Source organism: Paracoccus alcaliphilus (genome assembly GCF_028553725.1).
GTDB classification, from domain to species: Bacteria; Pseudomonadota; Alphaproteobacteria; order Rhodobacterales; family Rhodobacteraceae; genus Paracoccus; species Paracoccus alcaliphilus.
The window spans coordinates 2810529-2830361 of the sequence record NZ_CP067124.1; the positions used below are offsets into that span (position 1 = coordinate 2810529).

Here is a 19833-nt window from a genome sequence, read left to right on the forward strand (position 1 = left end):
ATCTCCATTCGTTCGGGGTCAGGATTTCAGGTATGCGGGCGGTTGATCGCCGTATTTCTCGTAAAACTTGATCATCTGCCGGGCGCTGGTGATGAGGGCGGCGGACTTATCGGCGCCTTCCGAAATGTCGCCGGGCATGGGCTTTTTGCCGCGCTTTGGGTTGTCCTTGGACAGCCACGCCTTGCAGGCGGCTTCGATTGCCCATGCGGGATATTCCCGCAGTTCCGTGATCCAATCCTCGGCCATGGCCTCGATCGCTGCCGGCGCGATGTCTGCCGCGAAATAGTGATACAGCAGCGTGACGACACGTTGGCCGATCCACAGCGGGTCGGCGGGCTGGCTCAGGGGCTGGATTGCCCGCCGCGCCTCATCAGCCTCCGTCTTGGAACTTGGATACCGCCCGCGCAAAACCGGCTGCAAGATTGTCATGCGCTCGACTTGCGCCAGAGCGATATGTCGTTCGGCTTGGGCTGTGGTTTGGATCTGGTTCATGGTTTGCTGGTTCCAATTTGGGCGCCGATTGCATGGCGGCTTCGCGTTGCATCGCTTTGGTGAAATAGGTCAGGCGTCCGGGCGGGCCGTCGCGCTTTCGCGCCATGGTGTCGCGAATGACGGCCACGATGGTTTCGGGTGACAGGCCGAGATCGGTCTGCCACTTCTCGACGGTGTGCATGTCGGATCGGTTGCCGAGGGGATTTCCGTTTGGTCCGGTCAGGCCGGTTATCGGGTCGGCTCCGCAGGCTGTGAGGATGCTTTCGCGCAGCGTCATCCCGTCGCCTTCGCGCGCGCACGCGCTACCATCACCACCATGAATCTTTATCTGGTTCTGGTTCTGGTTCTGGTTAGCATTGCTCCTGCATTGCTCCTGCATATCGCATTCACTGTTTTCATTGCTTTTTTCCGGCGTGTGCTGCGAGCGTTGCTGTTTGTCACTTTGCGGTTTGACCTTCGCGTTTTCGACTCGGTCACTTTGCGTTTTGGCTTTCGACCATCTTGCTTCGGCCGCCTTTCGGCCCTGATCGGATGCCGCATCCATGGCCGATCTGGCGGCGACGATTTCGCGCTCGACACGGGCCTGCCAAAGCCCTTCGGGCACCTCGACCAACTTGCCCTCATCAAGCAGGACAGAGAGAATTTTCCTGAACGTTCCAGCTGGGCAATTGCACATGCGAGCCAGCCGCGCGGGATCGAAATTCAGCGGCGCCTGCCGCTCATACATCATGCATACCAGCGTGATATAAACGCCGGTTTCAGCTGGGGTCAGGCCGCGTGTCCCTGCCAGCCAATCGGACGGATAGAGGGCAATATGAACGGCTTTGTCCGCGCTCATTTCTGAATCCCCCAATCTGAAAGTGCCGCATCGACATCTTTGCGTGACCGCACAACCGCGACCAAACAACCGAGGGACCGCAGGTGATCATGCAGCTTGCGCTGATCTGCATCGGGATAATTGCCTGGCGCCTTGACCTCGAACATCATTACCACCGGACCGATCTCGATCACTTCGATGTCGGGATAACCCTTGCGCGTTCCCATGGCCTCGTTGTGGGCGATTTGGCGTTGGATCTGCTTGCCCGACAGGCCAATGCTGTTTGGGCTGTGGTGGATGCTGGCGGCCGGGAACAGGGCGCGCAGATAGGCAAGGATGTCCTTGTGGATCGGACCCTCGACATCGGATCTCTTGCGCTTGGGCGCGCGCAGGCCGGGCGCGCTGCCGTCATCCGGACGCAGGATCCTGACGGGGCGTGTCATGCCAACACCTCCCAGAGCAACTTCGGCCCTGTCGGATGTCGCGGCGCCGCGCGCGGGCGCGAGGGATTGGACCATTCACCGCTCCGGCGCACTCCGATCAGGTGCCATCCCGCGCCGCGCAGCGAAGCGCCGCCCTCGTCCGGTAGCGTGTACGTGCCAATCCGGTCGAACCCTAAGGCGAAGGCTGCGCGAGCGGCCTTGCCGTAAAGAAAGCTGCAAGCATTGGGGGTTCCGTCAGTGCAAAGGCGCGTGACCTCGGCTGTCATCCCGTCGTCGCGGATTCTCGAAACCGGGCGGCCAACAATGACGACGCCCACCAGAATGTCACCCAGCACGGCGCCGATACTGAACAGGTGGCCGACCACGGATGGGTGGTGCCGATGGTGAGCATCGACAAATGCGTTTGCCTCGGCCAACTTGAGGCGGATATGGCGCATCCGGGCGGTCACGGCTTCACCTCAATCCAGATGTTCTGCCGGTCCTCGTCGTGGATCGTTAACCGGCCCGCGCGGTATCCGCGCGAAAGAATGTCGCGTGCCTCGTCCATCGTCAGGCCGGCGCGCTCTGCGATCTCGCGCAGGCCCAGCTTCTGACCGCGCGCGGCGCGCATGAAGGCGATCGAGGCATCAGGCTGCATTACATCGCCCCGACGGAAGCCCGGCGCGGGTCGATGTCCGACGCGGCAACTTGCGACTGGTCGAATTGCGTCCTGACGCTGTGGGGCTCCAGCACACTGCTGCGCAGGTGTTTCGACCACCGCTCATCACGAAGTGCCCGGCGCAGCCTGGTGGGCTGGACGTTCAGTGTCTCGGCCAGATCCTCTATGGTGAAATTTGTGCCGTGCGTCTGGCAATACGCCCATGCGCGGAATTGCATTGTTTTCACGGTCGGGTTGAATGACATACGAGTCTGGGTCATGGGTCGACATCCCAGATGTTGCTGTCCAGATGCAGCGTCTCCGGGTGGTTGGCCGCGTGCAGGGCCAGCGCCGCCGCGCTGTGGTTGATGGCGACATCGGGCGAGCGGTTCAGCGCCATCTCGATCCCGGTGCTGACCCCGCCACCACCGGCGAAGCTGTCGATGATCAGGGGTGGGTGAGATTGATTGTTCATGCCTCAAACTTCACTGTTTCATTGCCGAACAGCGTCCATCCGTCGCGGGGACGGCGTGCGAACAGTTCCAGCTTTCGATGGTCAGGCAGGCGCGCGTCGATGATGTCGTGCAGCCATTCGGGTTTGCGCGAATGCTCGCGGCGCTTTCCGGGGATTATGGATGTCGGAAACAGTGCGGGCTTGGGGCAAGGGAAGCGCCCGCGGGTGGCGATGATGCAGGGCTCGTGCCGGTTCCGAGCCCAATATCCTGTGGCGATCCGGCCTTTATCCCAGATCAACCGGGACTTGGCCTTGAAGCCCCAGCTTTCCAGAACTTCATTCGCCCGATGCTCGAATGGCACCGTGATCCACAGCAGCAATAGCGCCTGCTTGGCCACGATTTCGCGCACCGGCATGGCCGCGATCTGTTCGACGGTCATGGTGGAATAGTGCCGACGGACATTCCTGCCGGGCCGGGCCACGCTGTTGCCCGAAAACGCCCATGGAGGATCTGCGATCACGACCTCGAATCCGCCTTCGGTGCCCGGCAGGTCAGGCATCAGACTTTTTCCGGGCTTTGCCTCGCCCCGTGAACCCGGGGATGAAGGCGGAAACCGGGATGTCGAGGCCGATCTTTTTACCGGCTTCGATGATGGCAGGGGCGTGAGCCTTCGGGATGATTCCGTCAGTCCCGCCCTTTTCCTTGGGTTGCGTCCATTTCCACGGTGCTGATCTCTGCACACCGCAGATTTCCGCTACCTTGGACGCGCCGCCAAGACGGCTGATGATGGTGTGTGCTGGTTCCATGCCTTACTGTAGCCAGAATAGCTACAGCGATCAAGTTGCTTTGTAGCTGTTTTGGTAACTGTAAGGTTGTCGCTATTCGCGATACATCTAATGTCTAGCGATAGACAAAGGTAAGTAAGCAATGACTGATTCGACGCGGGTCAAAAAAGAGCCGCAAACCCTCATGAACCAATGGGCAAAGGAGGCCATCGAACATTCAGGTATGACGATGCAGGCAGTTGCCGACGCGCTCTCGGCGCGCCGAGAATTGGGCGCATATGGCCGGTCGATGGTTCAGAAGATGACGAAGGAGCGCCGAGTTCGACTTGATGAGGCTGCGGCCCTCTCGGAAATCACAGGTTTTCCGCTTCCTGGCGAATCAAAGGGGCCTGAGCTTGTCGAGCAGATTCAGGATCTGAACCCTGAAAACCGGGCGATAATTGGCTCTCTTGTTGCGCAGCTGCTTGCCGCTCAAGAAGCAAAGAAATGACACTTGTCACGATAGATCTATCGGGTGCGGGAAGGGTCTGTATAAGCTGCGCAAGTCTTTCGGGTGTCATTTCCAGATCAGTCATTAAGGAAGGTTCACCCTACTATCCGGCATGAAATGCAGGAGTCCAGCGAAGAAAGTTACCATCCGTCAACCCTCATATTAACTGATTCTTGTATCCCGCCTGACTACGGCGGGATTTTGCTTATCAAAGCAATGCGATATCTGTGTATCCAATACGGCTACAAAAATGATTGCATGATGTAGCCAGTTTAGCTACAACGATTCCAACGGCAACAAACCGCTGGAATCGAACTCATGCCCCGTCGCATCGAAGCAACAAACCACTTTCAATACCACGATCCACGCGAAAACCGGGCACATCCGGGCGCGCAGTATCCCGAGCAAGACACCAATCGGGGGCACATCGCCCTCGGCCTGACCATCGTCGCCATGATCTTGGGCTGGGGCGCGTTCTTCCTGTGGGTGCTGCTGTGATGCGGGCCGCGGCGAATGCAGTGATCCTCGCGGTGCTGGCCTTTCTGGCCGCCGTGACCATGTACATTTTCCTCTTTGCCTTCACCTCTGACCCCGAGGCCGCGCGCCCCGCGCGTTGTGAAGGTCTGGGCGGCGCAGAGTGCTGGGCGGCCATGCAGCAAGGGTGGCAAGAATGACCGCCCCGAAATTCCTCTGTGATCGCTGCGACGGCACAGGCGAGAGATTTGACCGCCGCTGCCACACCTGCAAAGGGCGCGGCGGATGGTCCACGAGCCCGGAAGCGCGCGCCAAGGCGGCCAAGGCCGCGAAGGTGCGGCGCATCAGGGCGGCGCAGGAGCAGAACCGCAGCAACCCCGGCCTTTACATGGCCGTGGTGCGCAACTCGGCGCAAAGCGATTTCCTGAAATCCTTGCGGACGGCCGATGCGCGGGGCGAGGCGTGGACGACTTTCCAGCGCAACGCCGCCCGGCAGATTATCGACGCGAAGGGGTTGGCGTGATGTGGGGCCCGACCGACGGAAACATGATCGCGGCAGATGCGCACTACGGGCAGGACCGGCCCGAGGATCACGATTACTGCGCATCGTGCAACCGACCGTTCCGGCAGCCGGATCTGCTGGGCTTCATCGCACGGCAGGATGATACCGATTTCTCGCTCTGCGACGTGTGCGCATATGCACAGGATGATGAAGAATGAGCATTTGGGAACCCAGCGTCGGCGCGACGGACGAATGGTATACGCCAGCCTATGTGTTCGCCGCGATGGATCCGATTATGTTCGATCTGGACGTGGCCGCGCCGAAAGCTGGCCCGGTTCACGTCCCTGCGCATGAGTGGTTCTGGTCTGACAGCCTGAATTGTCAGTGGTGCGATTTTATCTGGATGAACCCGCCGTTTGGTGGCCGCAATGGGCTGGTCCCGTGGCTTGATAAATTCTTCGCCCACGGCAACGGCATCGCCCTGACACCTGATCGCACCAGCGCCCCATGGTGGCAGGATGCCAACCGGCGTGCTGATGCAACGCTGTTCGTGGCGGGCAAGATCAAGTTCGAGCGCCCAGACGGCAGCATCGGCAAATCGCCCGGCACCGGCACCACTCTGTTCGCAGCCGGTCCCCGCGCTGTCGCTGCGCTGCACCGCGCAGAGGCCGCAGGGTTGGGTGTGACCATGCGGAGGGGCGCAGCATGATCCGCCAGCCTACGCCCCGCGAAACGCAATACGATTTCTGGCGCCGCACAGTTGCCGGTGAGCGTGTCCCGCGCTTCGAGGACGAACCCCAGCCCGGACTCTACAAGCGTCGGATGGTCCGCAACGGGCCGTTCGTGCCGGTCGAAATCTGGCTGGAACAGCAGATCGACCCGGAAACGGGCGAACTGGTGGCAGACGAACGGTTGCGCGCGATCTGTAACGGAAGCCCGCGCGACCCTTATGCGATCTGGTCATACTGCCGCGCGATTTCCGAGTCCGAATACGACGGGCTGACCGGCGCGCACGCAACAATCCCCGACATGGCGGCAACTCACGTCGCCCTGAACTTGCACGAAATGGCCGCGATCCGGCCCTGACAGGAGGTCTAAATGGACGATCAAACACCGGCCGGTCCCGGCCACAACAGCCAGCTTCCCTACGATCCTGATGTGGTCGAGCGGCTGGAAACCCGCGTTCGCGAACTGGCCGACGCCGGGGGCGCATGGCTGGATCTCAAGACGATCGAGACAGAGGAACAGGCCGGGAAGCTGGCTGACCTGATCGCGCAGACGCGAGCCGCGTTCAAGGAAACGGACGATGCGCGCAAAGCCGCAAAGGAACCGCATGTTGAGGCGGGCAAGGCGGTCGATACAAAGTTCAAGACGCTGCTGGACCCCCTCGAAAATCTCGGCAAGTCGCTCAAGGCCATGGCGGCGGCTTACATGGACCAGAAGCGCATCGAGGAAGAAAAGCGCAAGGCCGCAGATCGCGAGGAAGCCCGTCGCCAGCAGGAGGAAGCCGACCGGCTGCGCCGCGAGGCCGAGGCCCGCAATGACGTAATCGCACAGGCGCAGGCCGAGGTAGCGGCGAAGGAAGCCGCCAAAGCCGCCAAAGCCGCCGCGAAGCCGGTCAAGGTGAACGTCGCCAGCGCCACGGGCGGCGGGCGCACGATGGCGATGCGCACGAATTATCGCGCCGAGGCCGAGAACATGAACCGGGCGTTTTCGTTCTTCCGCGACCACGCCGAACACGGCCCGAAGCTGCAAGAGTTCATCGAGCGGATGGCCGAGGCCGAGCGCCGCTCGAAAGACGGCGCAAAGGAAATCCCCGGCATCATTTTCCATGAAGAAAGGACGGCAGCATGAACGCGCCAGTCACCACCGGCCCGCGCGAGGCCCGACTCCCCATCAGCAAAATGCCGCTCCGTCAGGTCAACAGCGTCAAGGAAATGCTGGTCAACGATCAGGCCAAGGGCCAGCTGGGCGCCGTCGCGGCGGCGCACATGAAGCCTGAGCGAATGATGCGCCTGATTGCCAACGCGCTGCGCACCACGCCGAAGTTGGAGCAATGTTCGCCCATGTCCCTGCTGGGGGCGATGATGCAATGCGCCGGGCTTGGGCTGGAGCCGAACACGGTTCTTGGTCACGCCTATCTCATCCCGTTCGACAAGCGCGGGAAGAACAAGCAAACCGGGCGCTGGGAAGTCATCGGCACCGACGTTCAATTGGTCATTGGCTACAAGGGTCTTATCGACCTGGCCCGCCGTTCCGGCCATATCACGTCGATCAGCGCGAACATCCACTATTCGGATGACGAATTGTGGGAATACGAGGAAGGGACCGAGGCCACCTTGCGGCACCGGCCCGGCCCGCAGGACGGAGACAAGCTGCACGCCTATGCCATCGCCAAATTCAAGGATGGCGGGCACGCCTATGTCGTCCTGCCGTGGTCACAGGTGATGAAGATCCGCGACGGCAGCCAAGGCTGGCAGTCGGCGCTCAAGACGGCGACGCAATACAATAAGCCGGTCAATAGCCCGTGGGCATCGCATGAGGACGAAATGGCGAAGAAAACCGCCATTCGTGCGCTGTCCAAGTATCTGCCGCTGTCCACCGAGTTCCGCGATGCGGTCGAGGTCGATAACAGCCGGGCGGCCTTCGCGGATTTCGCGATGAACCCGACCGAAGGGCTGAACGTCGAGCAGACCGATTACATCGACGGCGAATATGGGTCCGGTGACGATCAGGACTATGATCAGGAAACCGGCGAGGTCGCCCAAGTTGAGGACCAGCGCGCGACCCAGCAGTCGATCGACCCGGAGCCGGAAAAGGAACCGGCCCCGCGCCAGCGCCGCAGCACGGCCAAGGCGGCCGATCACACCGACAAAACCCCGCACAATGACCGCCCCAAGCGCAGCGCGCCGAAGGACGGCGACAAGGTGGGCGGCGGCCTGTTCTCGATGTCGGACCTGATCCAGAAAATCGACCAGTCGATCAAAGACAATCTGACCGACGGCGCACCGCTGGATGAGACGCTGGAACTGTTCGACGCGCAGCTTGCCGAGATCAAACGGGATGCGCCCGACGAATATGCGGCGATGATCGAGGAATACGAAGCTTTCGTGGCTGAGCGTGAAGGTGAATCGCAATGAGCGCGGGCAACGAAAACAGCGGCGTGACGCCGGTCGATTGGCCCTATGGCCAGCAGCAGGATGGAAAGCCTGCGCCAGCCCCGAATGACGGCCACTGGCATCGCAGCGACGGCAGCAGGGTCAAGATGTCGGACATGAACCCGTATCACCGCGCCGCCGCGATCAAGAAGGCGGAACGCGCGGGCGACACGGCCGCCGCCGATGCGCTGCGCGCCTCCGGCCCTCTGCCGGAATGATGGTGATTTCCGGTGCGCAGCCCTGTGGGGCTGCCATCCCGAACTCATCATCAGGAGAGGGCAGAAATGTCGGACGACACAAAAGTCACGCTCAGGACGGGCGATGGACAGACCGTTTTGGAAACCACGACGGGGGGCCTGAAGGCTGCCGCAGATCGGCTGAACCGCAAGCCGCCGATGAAGGATGATCCCGATTTCAGCAAGCACAACCAGCAGGCCTACGACGTGACGGCTGGCGAATTGCGGCAGTTCATCGAGCAGGTCGAGCAGCTGGAATCGGAGAAGAAGGAGATCAGTGACCAGATCAGGGAAACCTTCGCAGAGGCGAAGGCGCGTGGCTACGACACCAAGGCTCTCAAGACGGTGATCAGCGAGCGCAAGCGCGACAAGGACGAACTGGCCGAGCATGAGGCCATCGTGGACCTCTACAAGCAATCGCTGGGGATGGCGTGATGCAGACCATGACCATTCCCGAATTCCATGCGGCGCTCATGGCCCAAGGCATGGATGATCGCGCCGACATGGCGATGATATGCCCCTGCTGCGGCACCGTGCAAAGCGCGCGCGACCTGATCGCAGCCGGCGCAGGGCAGGACTTCGACACGGTTGAGCGTTTCTTGGGCTTTTCGTGTGTCGGTCGGTGGACCGGCGCGGGATCGCCCCGTCGCAAGCCTGACGGACAGCCCTGCGACCGGACGCTTGGAGGGATGTTCCGGCTGCACAAGCTGGAAGTCATCGACAGTGACGGTGTGAAGCACCCTCGTTTCGAGGTCGCAACGCCCGAGCAGGCCCAGCAGCACGCGCATGAGATTGCGCAGAAGGTTGGTGCGGCATGACGGATCATATCGAAAACGGCGGCCCCGCGTTCCCGTTCAAGAGTGTATATCGTGACAGCCAAGGTATTGACCACGAAATTGTAAATAAAGGCCTGACCCTGCGCGACTGGTTCGCCGGTCAGGCGCTGATGGGTATTGGCGCATGGTGTCCTCGCAACTGTGAGCCTGGCTCGCCTGAATGGCATGAAGCGAGGGTAAAACTTGCGTATCGCGATGCCGACGCCATGTTGGACGCACGGAAAGGCGGTGCGGCATGACCGACCTTTTCACCAAGCCGGCGAAAGCTATCCGCCTGAAAGCGTCCGACATTCGCGCGGGCATGAAAAAACGCTGGTGCGATCCGCAATGGGCGATCATGTGGGAAGTCGGGGAAGGCACCGGGGCCATGTCCGGGCGCTATGCCGATGCTGTCATGATGTCGCTCTGGCCGTCGCGTGGGCTTGAACTGCATGGCGTCGAGATCAAGATAAGCCGCTCGGACTGGAAGCGCGAAGCAGCGGACCCAAGCAAGGCAGAGGCCATCGCCCGTTACTGTGATCGTTGGTGGGTCCACACCCCGCCCGGCATCGTGGACGATCTGTCAGACCTTCCCCCGGCATGGGGCCTGCGCGAGTTCGACGGCAAGCGTTGGACCACCATCCGCGAGGCAGAAAAAACTCACGCCGAGCAGATCAGCCGATCATTCCTTGCCGCGATGTTGCGCCGCGCCGATGGCGTCATGCAGGGCATGATCGCGGACGCAACACGCGAGGCGCGAGAAATTTCCCATGCGGAAGCCGAGCGCCAGCGCGCGCAGTTCAAGCAACAGGTCGATGATGCCGTGAAGCGGCGCACGGCAGTTCTGGAGGAATCCGCAGCCAATGTCGCCAAATTCGAAGCCGCTTTTGGCGAGGGACAAGCAGCCTCCTGGAACACTGACCCGGTAGCGTGGGGCCGCGCTGCGCGTGCATTGGCCGATTGCAGGGACGGCTTTTCGCCGCTCGTCGCCCGGCTCCGCAAGGCTGCCGACGAGATCGAGGCGCTGGAAGGGTTGGCGAAGAACCAGCCGGAAGGGGCGGCGTGATGTCTGGCCGCCCCGAACCCTTCTGGATGGTCAAGGGCGCTGGCCCGGCATCCTGCACGCACCAAAGCCGCCGAGCGGCCGAGATGGAGGCGGATCGCCTCGCACGGCTGCATCCCGGTCACATGTTCTTCGTCATGGAGGCTGTCGCCATGCATCGCCGCGTCGATGTCGAGCGCGTGGCCTTCCGCGAGGACCAACGAGAGGAAATCCCGTTCTGATGCCCCGCTTTAACGTGACCGTCCGCTATGAGCAGACGAAAGAAATCAAGGTCTATGCCCGCAACGAAACCGAGGCCGAGGAACGCGCCGTCGAGATCGTGGAAAGCTGGAACAACGTCCTTTCGGCCGAGGCCGACGACGTGAACGAGGAATGACGACATGAACAAGCCGATGCCTTCCACCGTTTCTGCCGCCATCGCCGCCGAAGGCCCGTTGCGCAGTCTGTTGAAAGCGATTCAGCGCGACGATGCGACATGCAACGGCGTGCAGGCCGAATGGACCCGACAGCTTCTCGGTTGGGTGATCGACGCTATCGAGGGCGCCGAGCCTGCGTGCGGATGGCCCAACCCGGCGCCCGTCCAGAAGGGTGACGGCCCATGAGTGATACCAACATGCTTGCGAAGCTGCGGGCCGCCGCTGACCAGATACGGTCTGCCGATGACAATTTGCTGCGGGCCATCGCGGCAATTGCAGCACATGCCCGGGTTCAAATCATTCCGAACGACAGCTTGTTCGGCGTCGAGGCCAGACCGGTGATCGTCCTTCCGGTCAGGATGTATGATCGCATGCTGGAAATCATACCGAACGATGGAGGCCGGGATGAGTGATCGGCCGAGATACTTTGCCCGGTCTGCCAGCGACCGCACCAATGACTGGCCACGCTGGTTCGTGGCCGACCGGTCGAAGGGCGGAATGAACGTGACCGCCGACCTGATCCGCGAATATCGAAACCCGGACCATTGCGGCGGGGTATTTCTTCCGAGGATAGCCGCAGAGGCGCTGGCCGCCGAAGCGAATGGGGCCAGCCATGACCCACACTGACCTGATCGCCCGGCTGCGGCTAAAGGGTCCGCAGGCCCACGAACAGCCAAATCATCATATTCGGCGGATGGAAGTCGAGCGCATCGAAGCCGCCGACGCCCTGACCCGGAACAAGACGCTGGAAGATGTCCTGTCAGAAATCCTTCAGCATGAGGAATGTAGCTTCTTTGGTCCCGACGCCGAAAAGCACAAGCGAGCGCAATGGCGAGGTATCAGGCGCAAGATAAAAGCCGCCCTAGCCACCGTCGGGAAGGGGGGAGGTTGATGGCGCAGGTCAACATCAGTCGCATAGAGCGCGCGTTGCTGATCACGGCCCGGGTGGTAGCTCACAACGCCGCTGCCCTGCCGATCTTCGAGCGGTTGGACACAGAATTGCAGGCGGCGCGGGCAGAATTGGCCGCCCGCCACACGGATGATCCTCTGGCGCGCGCACGCGCGTTGGCACAACTGCGGAGGGCTGGCTGATGGATTTCTTTGAACAGCTTGCAACCCTATGCTCGCGGGAAATGACCGGCGCCTTGAAAGACAAGGACGCGGATCGGGTTTCCTGCGTGATCGAGGGCCTGGCGACGATGCTGGGCCGCTCGATCGCCCGCGGCACTGGTGGCGACGGCGCTGAAATCGAGAAACTGCTGATGGGCTGCGAATCTCATGTGGCGGCCGAAGCGGCGGGCATGGCCGGGATGATGAACTTACAGGCCATGATGCGCGAGCGCCGGGGCGGTTCTCGGATTTAGAGGGCAATCGGGGACATTAGCCCGTGGACATGCGCCATATCGCCGCCCAGACCATACCGTTCCCGCTTGAGCCCATGCCCCATAAGGTCGCGCCTGATCCGCTCATCAATCCCGGCCACCAGCAACCGATCCTCGAACGAATGCCGCAGCCCATAGAAGCTGTGCCTGTCGCTTTCCAGCAGCTTGTTTTCGACAAGGAACTTGTTGACCGTTGCAGATAACGTGGCGCTGTTGGACGCATAGCGCGGAAACCCGTTCTTCATTTCCCTGAATGCCTCCAGGCTGATCCCGGTCAGGGGGATATACCTTTCGGAATGGGTGTTTTTCAGGGCCCGGTTGTCGTTCGGCTGGATCAGGATATGCGGAACCTTTCCGTCCAGCTTGATTTCTTTCGGCAGGAGGCCCGCACCTTCGCTTGGGCGATAGCCGGTATTGATCATCCCCAGCAGGATATAGCGGGCATCCGCGTTCAGCCCGTTCAGCGCGCCATCCTTCAACAGCGTGCCGGTGATCCATTCATCCGAGAACGGGACGCGGGTCCGCTTCTTGGCTGCGCTGTCGGACAGCGCCAGACCGTCGGTGGTGAATTTAAGGTCGATCCGTTTGACGCGGGCGACGGCACGCCACATGGCCGCCAGATAGGTGAAATCCTTGTTGGCGCTGGCGGCCAGCACCTCGCCCTTGGCCACGCGCTCCAGCCACCAAGCGCGAAAGGCGAACATATCGTCGGTGGTGATCTCGCTCAGAGGCTTGTTCTCGACGGCCTCGATGAAGTTGCGGGTGGCCTTCTTGCGCGGCGCCTTGTGGCGGCGCATCTGGTCGTCGTTCTTTCCCTGCACGCGGTCGGCAGCGACCTTGTAGAACTCGTCCACGGCTTCCTTGACGGTCAAGGATGGCTTGGGCGCGATGCCAAGGGCGGCGTCGGCTTCCTTCATGTTCAGCCGGTCGCGCTTGTCCACGACCGATTCGACCCGTTTCAGGATCTCGGTCAGCGGCAGCTTGGCCACAGCGTCGGCTTCCAGATACCGATAGCCCCGGCGCTGAGCGAGGTTGTGCGCCGCCTTCAACCGGCGCTCGCCCTCGGCATCGTGGCCTTCCAGCATGGCTTCCCAACCTTCGATCATCTGGGCCCATATCTCGGGGGCTTTGTGCGCGGCGATCTTCGGGCTGTCGGTATAGAGGCAGATGTGGACATAGCCCCGCGGTTCGACGGGGGCATATCGGGCGGGAACGCGGCGGCGGATGTAATAGTGATCCCCGCGCAGGAAGGGCTTGGGCGCTTTCATGGGGATATTGTCGCGGTTTCAGATACGGATTTCAATTTGTATCGTGTCCCTATTTGCGATACATCTTGTGAACCGCCATGTGAACCGATCCGGCACAAAAACAAGCAGCACCAGCGAGGCATCTAATGAAACGCTTACTTTTCAGGGGCTTGCGCGTCTCGAAAAATGGGAAAATGGCGGAGACGAAGGGATTCGAACCCTCGAGGCGGTTTCCCGCCTGCACCCTTAGCAGGGGTGTGCCTTCGACCACTCGGCCACGTCTCCGCCGTGGGGTCTAGCAGCGGGGCGGGCAGCAAAGCAAGGCCTGATCCGCAGCGCGGGCAAAAAATCTTTCGGTTGAAAACAGCCGCCTTTGCAGACAGGGAAAGAGGCAGGATCAAGAAATCGAGGAGGCTCGCGTGGTGGACATGCTTGAAACCGCTCAGGGACGCAGCATCGCCTATCGGCAGCGTAAGGGGCGTGGCACCGGGGTTGTCTTTCTGGGCGGCTTCCGCTCGGACATGACGGGGACCAAGGCGGAATGGCTGGACGAATGGGCGCAGCGGACGGGGCGGCCGTTTCTGCGCTTCGACTATTCCGGGCATGGTGCCAGCAGTGGCGCGTTCGAGGATGGCTGCATCGGGCAGTGGTTCGCCGATGCCACCGCCGCGATCACGACGCTGACTGATGGGCCGCAGGTTCTGGTCGGCTCCAGCATGGGCGGTTGGATCAGCCTGTTGCTGTCACGCGCTATGCCGGAACGGGTGGCGGGGCTGGTCACCATCGCCGCCGCGCCGGATTTCACCGAACAGGGGTACTGGGCCGGCTTCGACGAGGACCAACGACAGGTGCTGCTGCGCGAGGGGCGGATTGCCGTTCCCAGCGATTATGGCGACCCTTATGTCATCACCCGGCACCTGATCGAGGATGGCCGGGACCATCTGATCATGGACCGGGAATTGCCGCTGCCCTTCCCGGTGCGGATGTTGCAGGGCACTGCGGATGAGGATGTTCCGGTCGATTGGGCGCTGCGGCTGCTGGATCACGCCAGGGGCGAGGATGTCCGGCTGACGCTGATGAAGGGCGCGGATCACCGGTTTTCAACCCCCGAATGCCTGGAACTGATCGGGGCCAGCATCGAGGATCTGTCACGCTGACAGACAAAAGGCCGGGCATCGTGCCCGGCCTTGGTCGCCTTGGTGGGCGCGCTCAGACGGCGATCTTGCTGTTGTCACCGATCGAATCGCTGACGCCGCAATCGTCCTTGCGCGAACCGGCGGTCTTGCGGCGGCGCTTGGTCCGTTCGGGCTTGGCGTCGCTGGCATTGTCGTCGATGAAATCCAGCACCAGCGGGCGGATGTTCAGACGCCACGACTTGCCCGCGAAGATGCCGTAATGGCCCGCGCCGGGTTCAAGATGCTGAACCTTCTTCGAATCCGGCACGCCGCTGCACAGGTCCAGCGCGGCGACGCATTGGCCCGGCGCCGAGATATCGTCATTCGCGCCCTCGACCGTCATGATCGCGACATCCTTGATCTTGCTGATATCGACATGGCGGCCGTCCACCGTAAAGCGGTTCTGCGCGACTTCGAGATTCTTGAAGATCCGCTCGACCGTGGACAGATAGAATTCCGCCGTCATGTCCATGATCGCCAGATATTCGTCATAGAACGTGTTGTGCTTGTCGCCTTCCGAGGCCGTGCCGCGCGCCTCGTTGAAGATCTTGTCGATGAAGGCCTTGGCATGGGTTTCCGCATTCATCGCGATGAACGAGGACAGCTGCGCCAGACCCGGATAGACCATCCGCCCCGCGCCACGATATTTGAAGCCGACCGACTGGATCACCAGATGCTCCAGCTCTCCCATCGTCATGCGGTTGCCGAAATCCGTGACCTCGGTCGCAGCGGCGTCGGGATCGACGGGGCCCCCGATCAGGGTCAGGGTGCGGGGCTGGGCCTCGGGCTCCTGCTCGGCCAGCAACGCGGTGGCGGCCAGCGCCAGCGGCGCGGGCTGGCAGACGGCGATCACGTTGGTGTCGGGGCCAAGCACGCGGATGAAATCCGCCAGATATTTGGTGTAATCCTCGACATCGAACTTGCCTTCGCTGACCGGGATGTCGCGGGCATTGTGCCAGTCGGTCACATAGACCTCGCAATCCGACAGCAGCGAGGTCACGGTCGAACGCATCAGCGTCGCATAATGCCCCGACATCGGCGCCACCAGCAGCACCTTGCGCGGCATCGGTTCGCGGCGGGCGACGCGGAAATGGATCAGATCGCCAAAGACGCGCCGGGTGTGGCGTTCGACATAGACGATATGATCCTGCCCCTCGGCCCCGGCGATGGGCGGAATTTCCCAGTCCGGCTTGATGACCATGCGTGAAAAGCTGCGCTCGGTCACACGGCCCCATGCGCTCATCAGCTTGAAGGCCGGATGAGGGATCAGCGCAAAAGCGGGATAGGACGCGATGGCGCGGGCTGAAGCGCCCATCCATTCATTGGTATTCCGGATCGTTTCCATTGCGTCGTAGGAAATGATCCCCTTGACCCCTTTGATCGGCATGGCAGGTTACCCTTTGCTGCGTTGCGGCGGTCACTCTGCGCTTGGCAAGTTGCGGGGATACGGGAAAAGCCGGGTTTACGCCTGGACCGCCCTGCGCATATGATAGGGTGGTATTAGGGGGGATCAGGTTTCATGGCAAGCAGATCGGGACCAGCCGCCACCGGCCGCAAGCAGGCTTCGCGCGCAAAATCGGCATCGAAAGAATCCGCCGAAACGCAGAAAAAACAAGGGGCAAAGCCCATTGCGGCAGGGGTTTCCTCTGCCGCCGTCACGGCCAAACCTGACGTTGCGTCAACGTCAGCAAAACCCGCCCGCAAACGCACGCCAAAGGCCGTATCCGCAGATGCAGCGGCGCAGAAAAAGCCTGCCGCACGGCCTCGGAAAGCCGCCGCCAGACCCGCAGCAGAGGCCACGAAACCAGCCGCGACGGCGCAGGTTCCGCCCGCTTCCGGGACTGACGATGCGCCCACCATGCAAGAGGCGCTGAACCTGCTTGGCCTCGGCGTCAAGGCGCCCACCGCCCAGAAGCTGACCCAGAATATCGAACGGATCGACGCCCTGTCGCAGCGGCTGATGGCGGCGCTTGGCGAACGCATCAAGCATGATCCGGGTGTCGAGGGGCCGGGGCCGGATCTCTATCTGACTGCCGCCGGGGCCTGGATGAAGACGATGGCTGAGCAGCCCGCCCGGGTGATCGAGCAGCAGGTGAATTTCTGGGGCGAGACGCTGAAACACTATACCCGCGCGCAATCGGCGCTGGCGCGGGGCCAGCTGACCGTCACCGATGACGAGGATGACAGCCCGCAGGACAAGCGGTTCAAACATCCCTTGTGGCACAGCCATCCCTTTTTCAACTTCGTGATGAAGCAATACCAGATCAACGCAAAGGCGATGCGCGAGGCCGCGCAGGATCTGGAACTGCCCGACGAGGTCGCGCGCCGCCGTGTCAACTGGCTGACCAATCAGGTCATCGACATGCTGGCGCCGACCAATTTCCTGGCCACCAATCCCGACGCGCTGGAAAAGGCGATCGAGACCGAGGGCGAAAGCCTTGTGCGCGGTCTCGAAAACCTTGTGCGCGATGTCGAACGCCACGGCGGCGAGATGATCGTGTCGCTGGCCGACCGTGATGCGTTTTCCGTGGGCGAGAATATCGGCACCTCTGAAGGTCGCGTCGTCCACCGCACCCCCCTGTTCGAGCTGATCCAGTACAGCCCCGCCACCGAACAAGTGCATGCGCTGCCGGTGGTGATCTTTCCGCCCTGGATCAATAAGTTCTATATTCTTGACCTGAAGCCGCAGAACAGCCTGATCCGCTGGCTGGTCGAGCAGGGCTATACCCTGTTCGTCGTCAGCTGGAAAAACCCCGACGCCAGCTATGCCGAGACCGGGCTGGAGGATTACATCACCGCCTATATCGAGGCGATGGACAAGGTTCAGGCCGTGACCGGGCAAAAGCAGCTGAACGCGGTCGGCTATTGCATCGCGGGCACGACCCTGTCGCTGGCGCTGGCGTTGCTGAAACAGCGCGGGGATCAGCGCGTGAACTCGGCCACCTTTTTCACCACCCTGACGGATTTCTCTGAACAGGGCGAATTCACCACCTTCCTGCAGGACGATTTCGTCAACGGCATCGGCGACGAGATCGAACGTCACGGCATGCTGATGGCGCCGCTGATGTCGCGCACCATGAGCTTTCTGCGCGCCAATGATCTGGTCTGGGGGCCTGCGATCCGCAGCTATATGCTGGGCGAGGCGCCGCCCGCCTTCGATCTGCTGTTCTGGAACGGCGACAGCACCAACCTGCCGGGCCGCATGACGATGCAATATCTGCGCGGCCTGTGCCAGAGCAACGATTTCGCCGGCGACGGCTTCGATATCCTGGGCCACAGGCTGCACCTGTCCGATGTCACCGTGCCGCTTTGCGCCGTGGCCTGCGAAGGTGACCATATCGCCCCGTGGAAGGATTGCTGGCGCGGCGTGGCGCAGATGGGCTCGGACGACAAAAGCTTCATCCTGTCGGAATCGGGTCATGTCGCCGGGATCGTCAACCCGCCCAGCAAGAAGAAATACGGCCACTATACCGGCGGTCGCGATTTCACCAACGGCTTTCAGGCCTGGCGCGATTCCTCCAGCTTTGGCGAAGGCAGCTGGTGGCCGGTCTGGGGCGAGTGGCTGGCGAATCGTTCCGGTGAAAAAGTGCCGGCCAGACAGCCGGGCGAAGGGTTGGGGCCAGCGCCCGGCACTTATGTCCACGAACGCGCCCTCTGATTGCAAAAATAATATCCCGCCTTCTCAGGTTGATGCGCAAAACAGGCGACTGTGGTAGGCTTTTATTCTGCAATGCAGCAAAAATAACTTGAAATGCTGCGCCGCAGCATGCATATTGAGGCAGTGATAGAAATCACGCGGTGGCCCCAATCCATCACCCGCCGCGGAAATGGAGATTGAAATGGCTAAGACCCCCGACTTCACCAAGACCCTGCAAGACCTGTTCTCGAACTTCCCGGTTGACACCTCTTCGGTGAAAGAGGCGGTGAAATCGCAGGCCGTCCTGAACGAAAAACTGGCCCGCGTCGCCCTGTCGGCTGCCGAGCGTTCGACCGAGATTTCGGCCCAGTGGGCCAAGGACACCTTCGCCCGCATCGGCGAACTGGCCGCCCCCAAGGAAGAGCCCGCCGATTACGCCAAGGCGATGACCGATTTCGCGTCGGCCTCGGCTGAAGTCGCCGCCGAGCATATCGCCTCGTTCGGCGAAGTCGCCAAGAAAGTTCAGATGGACACCGTCGATCTGATGCTGACCGCTGGCAAGGACATTGCTTCGGACGCCCAGAAAGTGGCCGAAAAAGCGACCCGCGAAACGCAGGCCGCCGTCAAGAAAGCCACGACCGCTGCCGCCGCGAAATAATCCGGCGCCGATCGTCTGATCTTGTGGAAAGGGGGCCTTGCGCCCCCTTTTCCTATTCCGGCCGGGCCCGCGCCCCGGCATCCCTGCCGATCCTGTCGATTACGGCAGGTGCAGAATTTTTCTTTGCCTTTTCGCTGCGCTGCACTCATCATGCGGGAAATGTGACTGCCGAAAGGGGCCGATGAATGGCCACAAATGCCGCGCCGCTTCTGATCAAACGTTATGCCAGCCGTCGGCTTTATAACACCGAAACAAGCGATTACGTCACGCTGGAGGATATCGCCGCCTTCATCCGCGACGGCCGCGAGGTCAAGATCGTGGATCTCAAATCCGGCGACGATCTGACGCGCCAATACCTGCTGCAGATCATCGCCGAGCATGAAAGCCGCGGCGAAAGCGTCCTGCCAGTCGATGTCCTGACCGATCTGGTCCGCAGCTATGCCACCAACGCGCATTCGGTGGTGCCGCAATTCCTGGCCGCCAGTTTCGAGATGCTGCGCGAAAGCCAGTCGAAGCTGATGGAGAACATGACCACCATCCCCAACCCGATGAGCGGCATGGCCGGTTTCGAGGCGCTGCAACGTCAGCAGCAGATGTTCCTGAAGGCGATGATGGGCGGCTGGCGCAGCACCGGCTCGGCCCCCGACCCCGAGGATCTGCACGACGGCGCAGGCAATTCCGCGTCTCCGACAGCGCCCTCTTCCGGCAATGGCGATACGGGGGCCGGCGACGACGCAGACGACATGAGCGAGATACGCCGGCAACTTGCGGAACTTCAGAACCGCATCTCCAAGCTCTGACTTGCGTCTGCTTTTGCGACGGGCTAGATGATCCCGACGGAGCGGTGGCCGAGTGGTCGAAGGCGCACGCCTGGAAAGTGTGTAGGCGGGGAACCGTCTCGAGGGTTCGAATCCCTCTCGCTCCGCCACTTCGGAACAAAACCGGGAACGC

37 protein-coding genes and 2 tRNA genes are annotated in these 19833 nt (G+C 61.7%); 27 read left to right on the forward strand and 12 right to left on the reverse strand.

The features are described from left to right. Positions 1-18: 18 nt before the first annotated feature. Genes JHW40_RS14545 through JHW40_RS14585 form a run of 9 tightly spaced genes read right to left on the reverse strand, consistent with a single transcriptional unit; the run spans position 19 to position 3650 of the window. On the reverse strand, positions 19-429 hold the full coding sequence (locus tag JHW40_RS14545; RefSeq protein WP_139208181.1) for a hypothetical protein: 411 nt from the start codon (positions 427-429) through the stop codon (positions 19-21). Further along, positions 371-1330, reverse strand: a complete 960-nt coding sequence (locus JHW40_RS14550; protein ID WP_090613484.1) for a YdaU family protein — start codon at positions 1328-1330, stop codon at positions 371-373. Before JHW40_RS14550 ends, JHW40_RS14545 begins: the two co-directional genes overlap by 59 nt. Beyond that, on the reverse strand, positions 1327-1752 hold the full coding sequence (locus JHW40_RS14555; RefSeq protein ID WP_170851850.1) for a PDDEXK family nuclease: 426 nt from the start codon (positions 1750-1752) through the stop codon (positions 1327-1329). The genes JHW40_RS14550 and JHW40_RS14555 overlap by 4 nt, the downstream gene beginning before the upstream one ends. Next, a complete protein-coding gene (locus JHW40_RS14560; protein ID WP_244519239.1) occupies positions 1749-2201 on the reverse strand; it encodes an XF1762 family protein in 453 nt (150 codons plus the stop codon). Before JHW40_RS14560 ends, JHW40_RS14555 begins: the two co-directional genes overlap by 4 nt. After that, a complete protein-coding gene (locus JHW40_RS14565) occupies positions 2198-2389 on the reverse strand; it encodes a hypothetical protein (RefSeq protein WP_090613489.1) in 192 nt (63 codons plus the stop codon). Before JHW40_RS14565 ends, JHW40_RS14560 begins: the two co-directional genes overlap by 4 nt. Further along, positions 2389-2670 (reverse strand): hypothetical protein, encoded by a 282-nt coding sequence (locus JHW40_RS14570; protein ID WP_139208182.1) that lies wholly within the window; start codon positions 2668-2670, stop codon positions 2389-2391. The genes JHW40_RS14565 and JHW40_RS14570 overlap by 1 nt, the downstream gene beginning before the upstream one ends. Continuing rightward, positions 2667-2864, reverse strand: coding sequence for a hypothetical protein (locus tag JHW40_RS14575; RefSeq protein ID WP_244519240.1), 198 nt, complete (start codon positions 2862-2864; stop codon positions 2667-2669). Before JHW40_RS14575 ends, JHW40_RS14570 begins: the two co-directional genes overlap by 4 nt. Next, positions 2861-3403 (reverse strand): MT-A70 family methyltransferase, encoded by a 543-nt coding sequence (locus JHW40_RS14580; RefSeq protein WP_090613493.1) that lies wholly within the window; start codon positions 3401-3403, stop codon positions 2861-2863. The genes JHW40_RS14575 and JHW40_RS14580 overlap by 4 nt, the downstream gene beginning before the upstream one ends. Continuing rightward, a complete protein-coding gene (locus JHW40_RS14585) occupies positions 3396-3650 on the reverse strand; it encodes a helix-turn-helix domain-containing protein (protein WP_090613496.1) in 255 nt (84 codons plus the stop codon). Before JHW40_RS14585 ends, JHW40_RS14580 begins: the two co-directional genes overlap by 8 nt. 121 nt (positions 3651-3771) lie before the next feature. Between JHW40_RS14585 and JHW40_RS14590 the strand changes: the two genes are divergently transcribed. The 22 genes from JHW40_RS14590 to JHW40_RS14695 all read left to right on the forward strand — a co-directional run bounded on the left by JHW40_RS14590 (position 3772) and on the right by JHW40_RS14695 (position 12147). Further along, positions 3772-4119 (forward strand): hypothetical protein, encoded by a 348-nt coding sequence (locus tag JHW40_RS14590; RefSeq protein WP_139208183.1) that lies wholly within the window; start codon positions 3772-3774, stop codon positions 4117-4119. Between the two features lie 318 nt (positions 4120-4437). Then, positions 4438-4617, forward strand: coding sequence for a hypothetical protein (locus JHW40_RS14595; protein ID WP_090613501.1), 180 nt, complete (start codon positions 4438-4440; stop codon positions 4615-4617). Then, the gene (locus JHW40_RS14600) at positions 4617-4793 is read left to right on the forward strand and encodes a hypothetical protein (protein ID WP_170851851.1); all 177 of its coding nucleotides are present in this window, start codon (positions 4617-4619) and stop codon (positions 4791-4793) included. Before JHW40_RS14595 ends, JHW40_RS14600 begins: the two co-directional genes overlap by 1 nt. After that, positions 4790-5116 carry a zinc finger-like domain-containing protein gene (locus JHW40_RS14605; protein ID WP_090613503.1) on the forward strand — a complete coding sequence of 109 codons (327 nt, stop codon included), beginning with the start codon at positions 4790-4792 and terminating at the stop codon, positions 5114-5116. The genes JHW40_RS14600 and JHW40_RS14605 overlap by 4 nt, the downstream gene beginning before the upstream one ends. Positions 5117-5139: 23 nt before the next feature. Next, positions 5140-5313: a hypothetical protein gene (locus JHW40_RS14610; RefSeq protein WP_211657328.1), complete on the forward strand. Its 174-nt coding sequence runs from the start codon at positions 5140-5142 to the stop codon at positions 5311-5313. Positions 5314-5390: 77 nt separating this feature from the next. Further along, positions 5391-5804, forward strand: a complete 414-nt coding sequence (locus JHW40_RS14615) for a methyltransferase domain-containing protein (protein WP_272848998.1) — start codon at positions 5391-5393, stop codon at positions 5802-5804. Then, positions 5801-6181, forward strand: a complete 381-nt coding sequence (locus JHW40_RS14620; protein ID WP_090613511.1) for a hypothetical protein — start codon at positions 5801-5803, stop codon at positions 6179-6181. Before JHW40_RS14615 ends, JHW40_RS14620 begins: the two co-directional genes overlap by 4 nt. A gap of 12 nt (positions 6182-6193) precedes the next feature. After that, positions 6194-6949, forward strand: a complete 756-nt coding sequence (locus tag JHW40_RS14625) for a hypothetical protein (protein ID WP_090613514.1) — start codon at positions 6194-6196, stop codon at positions 6947-6949. Beyond that, complete coding sequence (locus JHW40_RS14630) at positions 6946-8235, forward strand: recombinase RecT (protein ID WP_090613516.1); 1290 nt, start codon at positions 6946-6948, stop codon at positions 8233-8235. Before JHW40_RS14625 ends, JHW40_RS14630 begins: the two co-directional genes overlap by 4 nt. Then, a complete protein-coding gene (locus JHW40_RS14635; RefSeq protein WP_090613519.1) occupies positions 8232-8471 on the forward strand; it encodes a hypothetical protein in 240 nt (79 codons plus the stop codon). The genes JHW40_RS14630 and JHW40_RS14635 overlap by 4 nt, the downstream gene beginning before the upstream one ends. 66 nt (positions 8472-8537) lie before the next feature. Next, positions 8538-8924, forward strand: coding sequence for a DUF2312 domain-containing protein (locus JHW40_RS14640; RefSeq protein WP_336390096.1), 387 nt, complete (start codon positions 8538-8540; stop codon positions 8922-8924). Continuing rightward, positions 8924-9307 carry a VVA0879 family protein gene (locus tag JHW40_RS14645; protein ID WP_090613522.1) on the forward strand — a complete coding sequence of 128 codons (384 nt, stop codon included), beginning with the start codon at positions 8924-8926 and terminating at the stop codon, positions 9305-9307. The genes JHW40_RS14640 and JHW40_RS14645 overlap by 1 nt, the downstream gene beginning before the upstream one ends. Beyond that, positions 9304-9564, forward strand: coding sequence for a hypothetical protein (locus JHW40_RS14650; RefSeq protein WP_139208184.1), 261 nt, complete (start codon positions 9304-9306; stop codon positions 9562-9564). The genes JHW40_RS14645 and JHW40_RS14650 overlap by 4 nt, the downstream gene beginning before the upstream one ends. Next, positions 9561-10370 (forward strand): hypothetical protein, encoded by an 810-nt coding sequence (locus tag JHW40_RS14655; RefSeq protein WP_090613524.1) that lies wholly within the window; start codon positions 9561-9563, stop codon positions 10368-10370. The genes JHW40_RS14650 and JHW40_RS14655 overlap by 4 nt, the downstream gene beginning before the upstream one ends. Then, positions 10370-10588, forward strand: coding sequence for a hypothetical protein (locus JHW40_RS14660; protein ID WP_090613527.1), 219 nt, complete (start codon positions 10370-10372; stop codon positions 10586-10588). Before JHW40_RS14655 ends, JHW40_RS14660 begins: the two co-directional genes overlap by 1 nt. Beyond that, positions 10588-10743 carry a hypothetical protein gene (locus JHW40_RS14665; RefSeq protein ID WP_170851852.1) on the forward strand — a complete coding sequence of 52 codons (156 nt, stop codon included), beginning with the start codon at positions 10588-10590 and terminating at the stop codon, positions 10741-10743. Before JHW40_RS14660 ends, JHW40_RS14665 begins: the two co-directional genes overlap by 1 nt. Before the next feature lie 4 nt (positions 10744-10747). Next, positions 10748-10969: a hypothetical protein gene (locus tag JHW40_RS14670; protein ID WP_090613529.1), complete on the forward strand. Its 222-nt coding sequence runs from the start codon at positions 10748-10750 to the stop codon at positions 10967-10969. Continuing rightward, on the forward strand, positions 10966-11196 hold the full coding sequence (locus JHW40_RS14675; RefSeq protein ID WP_090613532.1) for a hypothetical protein: 231 nt from the start codon (positions 10966-10968) through the stop codon (positions 11194-11196). The genes JHW40_RS14670 and JHW40_RS14675 overlap by 4 nt, the downstream gene beginning before the upstream one ends. Further along, a complete protein-coding gene (locus JHW40_RS14680; RefSeq protein WP_139208185.1) occupies positions 11189-11410 on the forward strand; it encodes a hypothetical protein in 222 nt (73 codons plus the stop codon). Before JHW40_RS14675 ends, JHW40_RS14680 begins: the two co-directional genes overlap by 8 nt. Beyond that, positions 11397-11675: a hypothetical protein gene (locus JHW40_RS14685; RefSeq protein WP_090613535.1), complete on the forward strand. Its 279-nt coding sequence runs from the start codon at positions 11397-11399 to the stop codon at positions 11673-11675. Before JHW40_RS14680 ends, JHW40_RS14685 begins: the two co-directional genes overlap by 14 nt. Then, complete coding sequence (locus tag JHW40_RS14690) at positions 11675-11875, forward strand: hypothetical protein (RefSeq protein ID WP_090613538.1); 201 nt, start codon at positions 11675-11677, stop codon at positions 11873-11875. The genes JHW40_RS14685 and JHW40_RS14690 overlap by 1 nt, the downstream gene beginning before the upstream one ends. Continuing rightward, positions 11875-12147 carry a hypothetical protein gene (locus JHW40_RS14695; protein WP_090613540.1) on the forward strand — a complete coding sequence of 91 codons (273 nt, stop codon included), beginning with the start codon at positions 11875-11877 and terminating at the stop codon, positions 12145-12147. Before JHW40_RS14690 ends, JHW40_RS14695 begins: the two co-directional genes overlap by 1 nt. On the opposite strand, the gene JHW40_RS14700 is transcribed toward JHW40_RS14695, so the two are convergent. Continuing rightward, positions 12144-13433, reverse strand: coding sequence for a site-specific integrase (locus tag JHW40_RS14700; RefSeq protein ID WP_090613543.1), 1290 nt, complete (start codon positions 13431-13433; stop codon positions 12144-12146). The two genes, JHW40_RS14695 and JHW40_RS14700, sit on opposite strands and share 4 nt — an antisense overlap. A gap of 174 nt (positions 13434-13607) precedes the next feature. Then, positions 13608-13697 (reverse strand) — tRNA-Ser (locus JHW40_RS14705). 143 nt (positions 13698-13840) lie between these two features. On the opposite strand from JHW40_RS14705, the gene JHW40_RS14710 reads away from it, so the two are divergent. Beyond that, entirely contained in the window at positions 13841-14569 is a 729-nt protein-coding gene (locus tag JHW40_RS14710) for an alpha/beta hydrolase (protein ID WP_419182475.1), read from the forward strand. A 52-nt stretch (positions 14570-14621) separates the two neighbouring features. Here the strand turns inward: JHW40_RS14710 and phaZ are convergent, their stop codons facing one another. After that, positions 14622-15974 carry a polyhydroxyalkanoate depolymerase gene (gene phaZ, locus JHW40_RS14715; RefSeq protein WP_090613548.1) on the reverse strand — a complete coding sequence of 451 codons (1353 nt, stop codon included), beginning with the start codon at positions 15972-15974 and terminating at the stop codon, positions 14622-14624. 471 nt (positions 15975-16445) lie between these two features. Between phaZ and JHW40_RS14720 the strand changes: the two genes are divergently transcribed. The 4 genes from JHW40_RS14720 (at position 16446) to JHW40_RS14735 (ending at position 19810) form a co-directional block, all read left to right on the forward strand. Then, a complete protein-coding gene (locus JHW40_RS14720) occupies positions 16446-18245 on the forward strand; it encodes a PHA/PHB synthase family protein (RefSeq protein WP_244519241.1) in 1800 nt (599 codons plus the stop codon). 181 nt (positions 18246-18426) lie between these two features. After that, positions 18427-18882 (forward strand): Phasin, encoded by a 456-nt coding sequence (locus JHW40_RS14725; RefSeq protein ID WP_090613577.1) that lies wholly within the window; start codon positions 18427-18429, stop codon positions 18880-18882. Between the two features lie 185 nt (positions 18883-19067). Continuing rightward, on the forward strand, positions 19068-19682 hold the full coding sequence (gene phaR, locus JHW40_RS14730; protein ID WP_090613556.1) for a polyhydroxyalkanoate synthesis repressor PhaR: 615 nt from the start codon (positions 19068-19070) through the stop codon (positions 19680-19682). Positions 19683-19720: 38 nt separating this feature from the next. Continuing rightward, positions 19721-19810 (forward strand) — tRNA-Ser (locus JHW40_RS14735). Positions 19811-19833 lie beyond the last annotated feature (23 nt).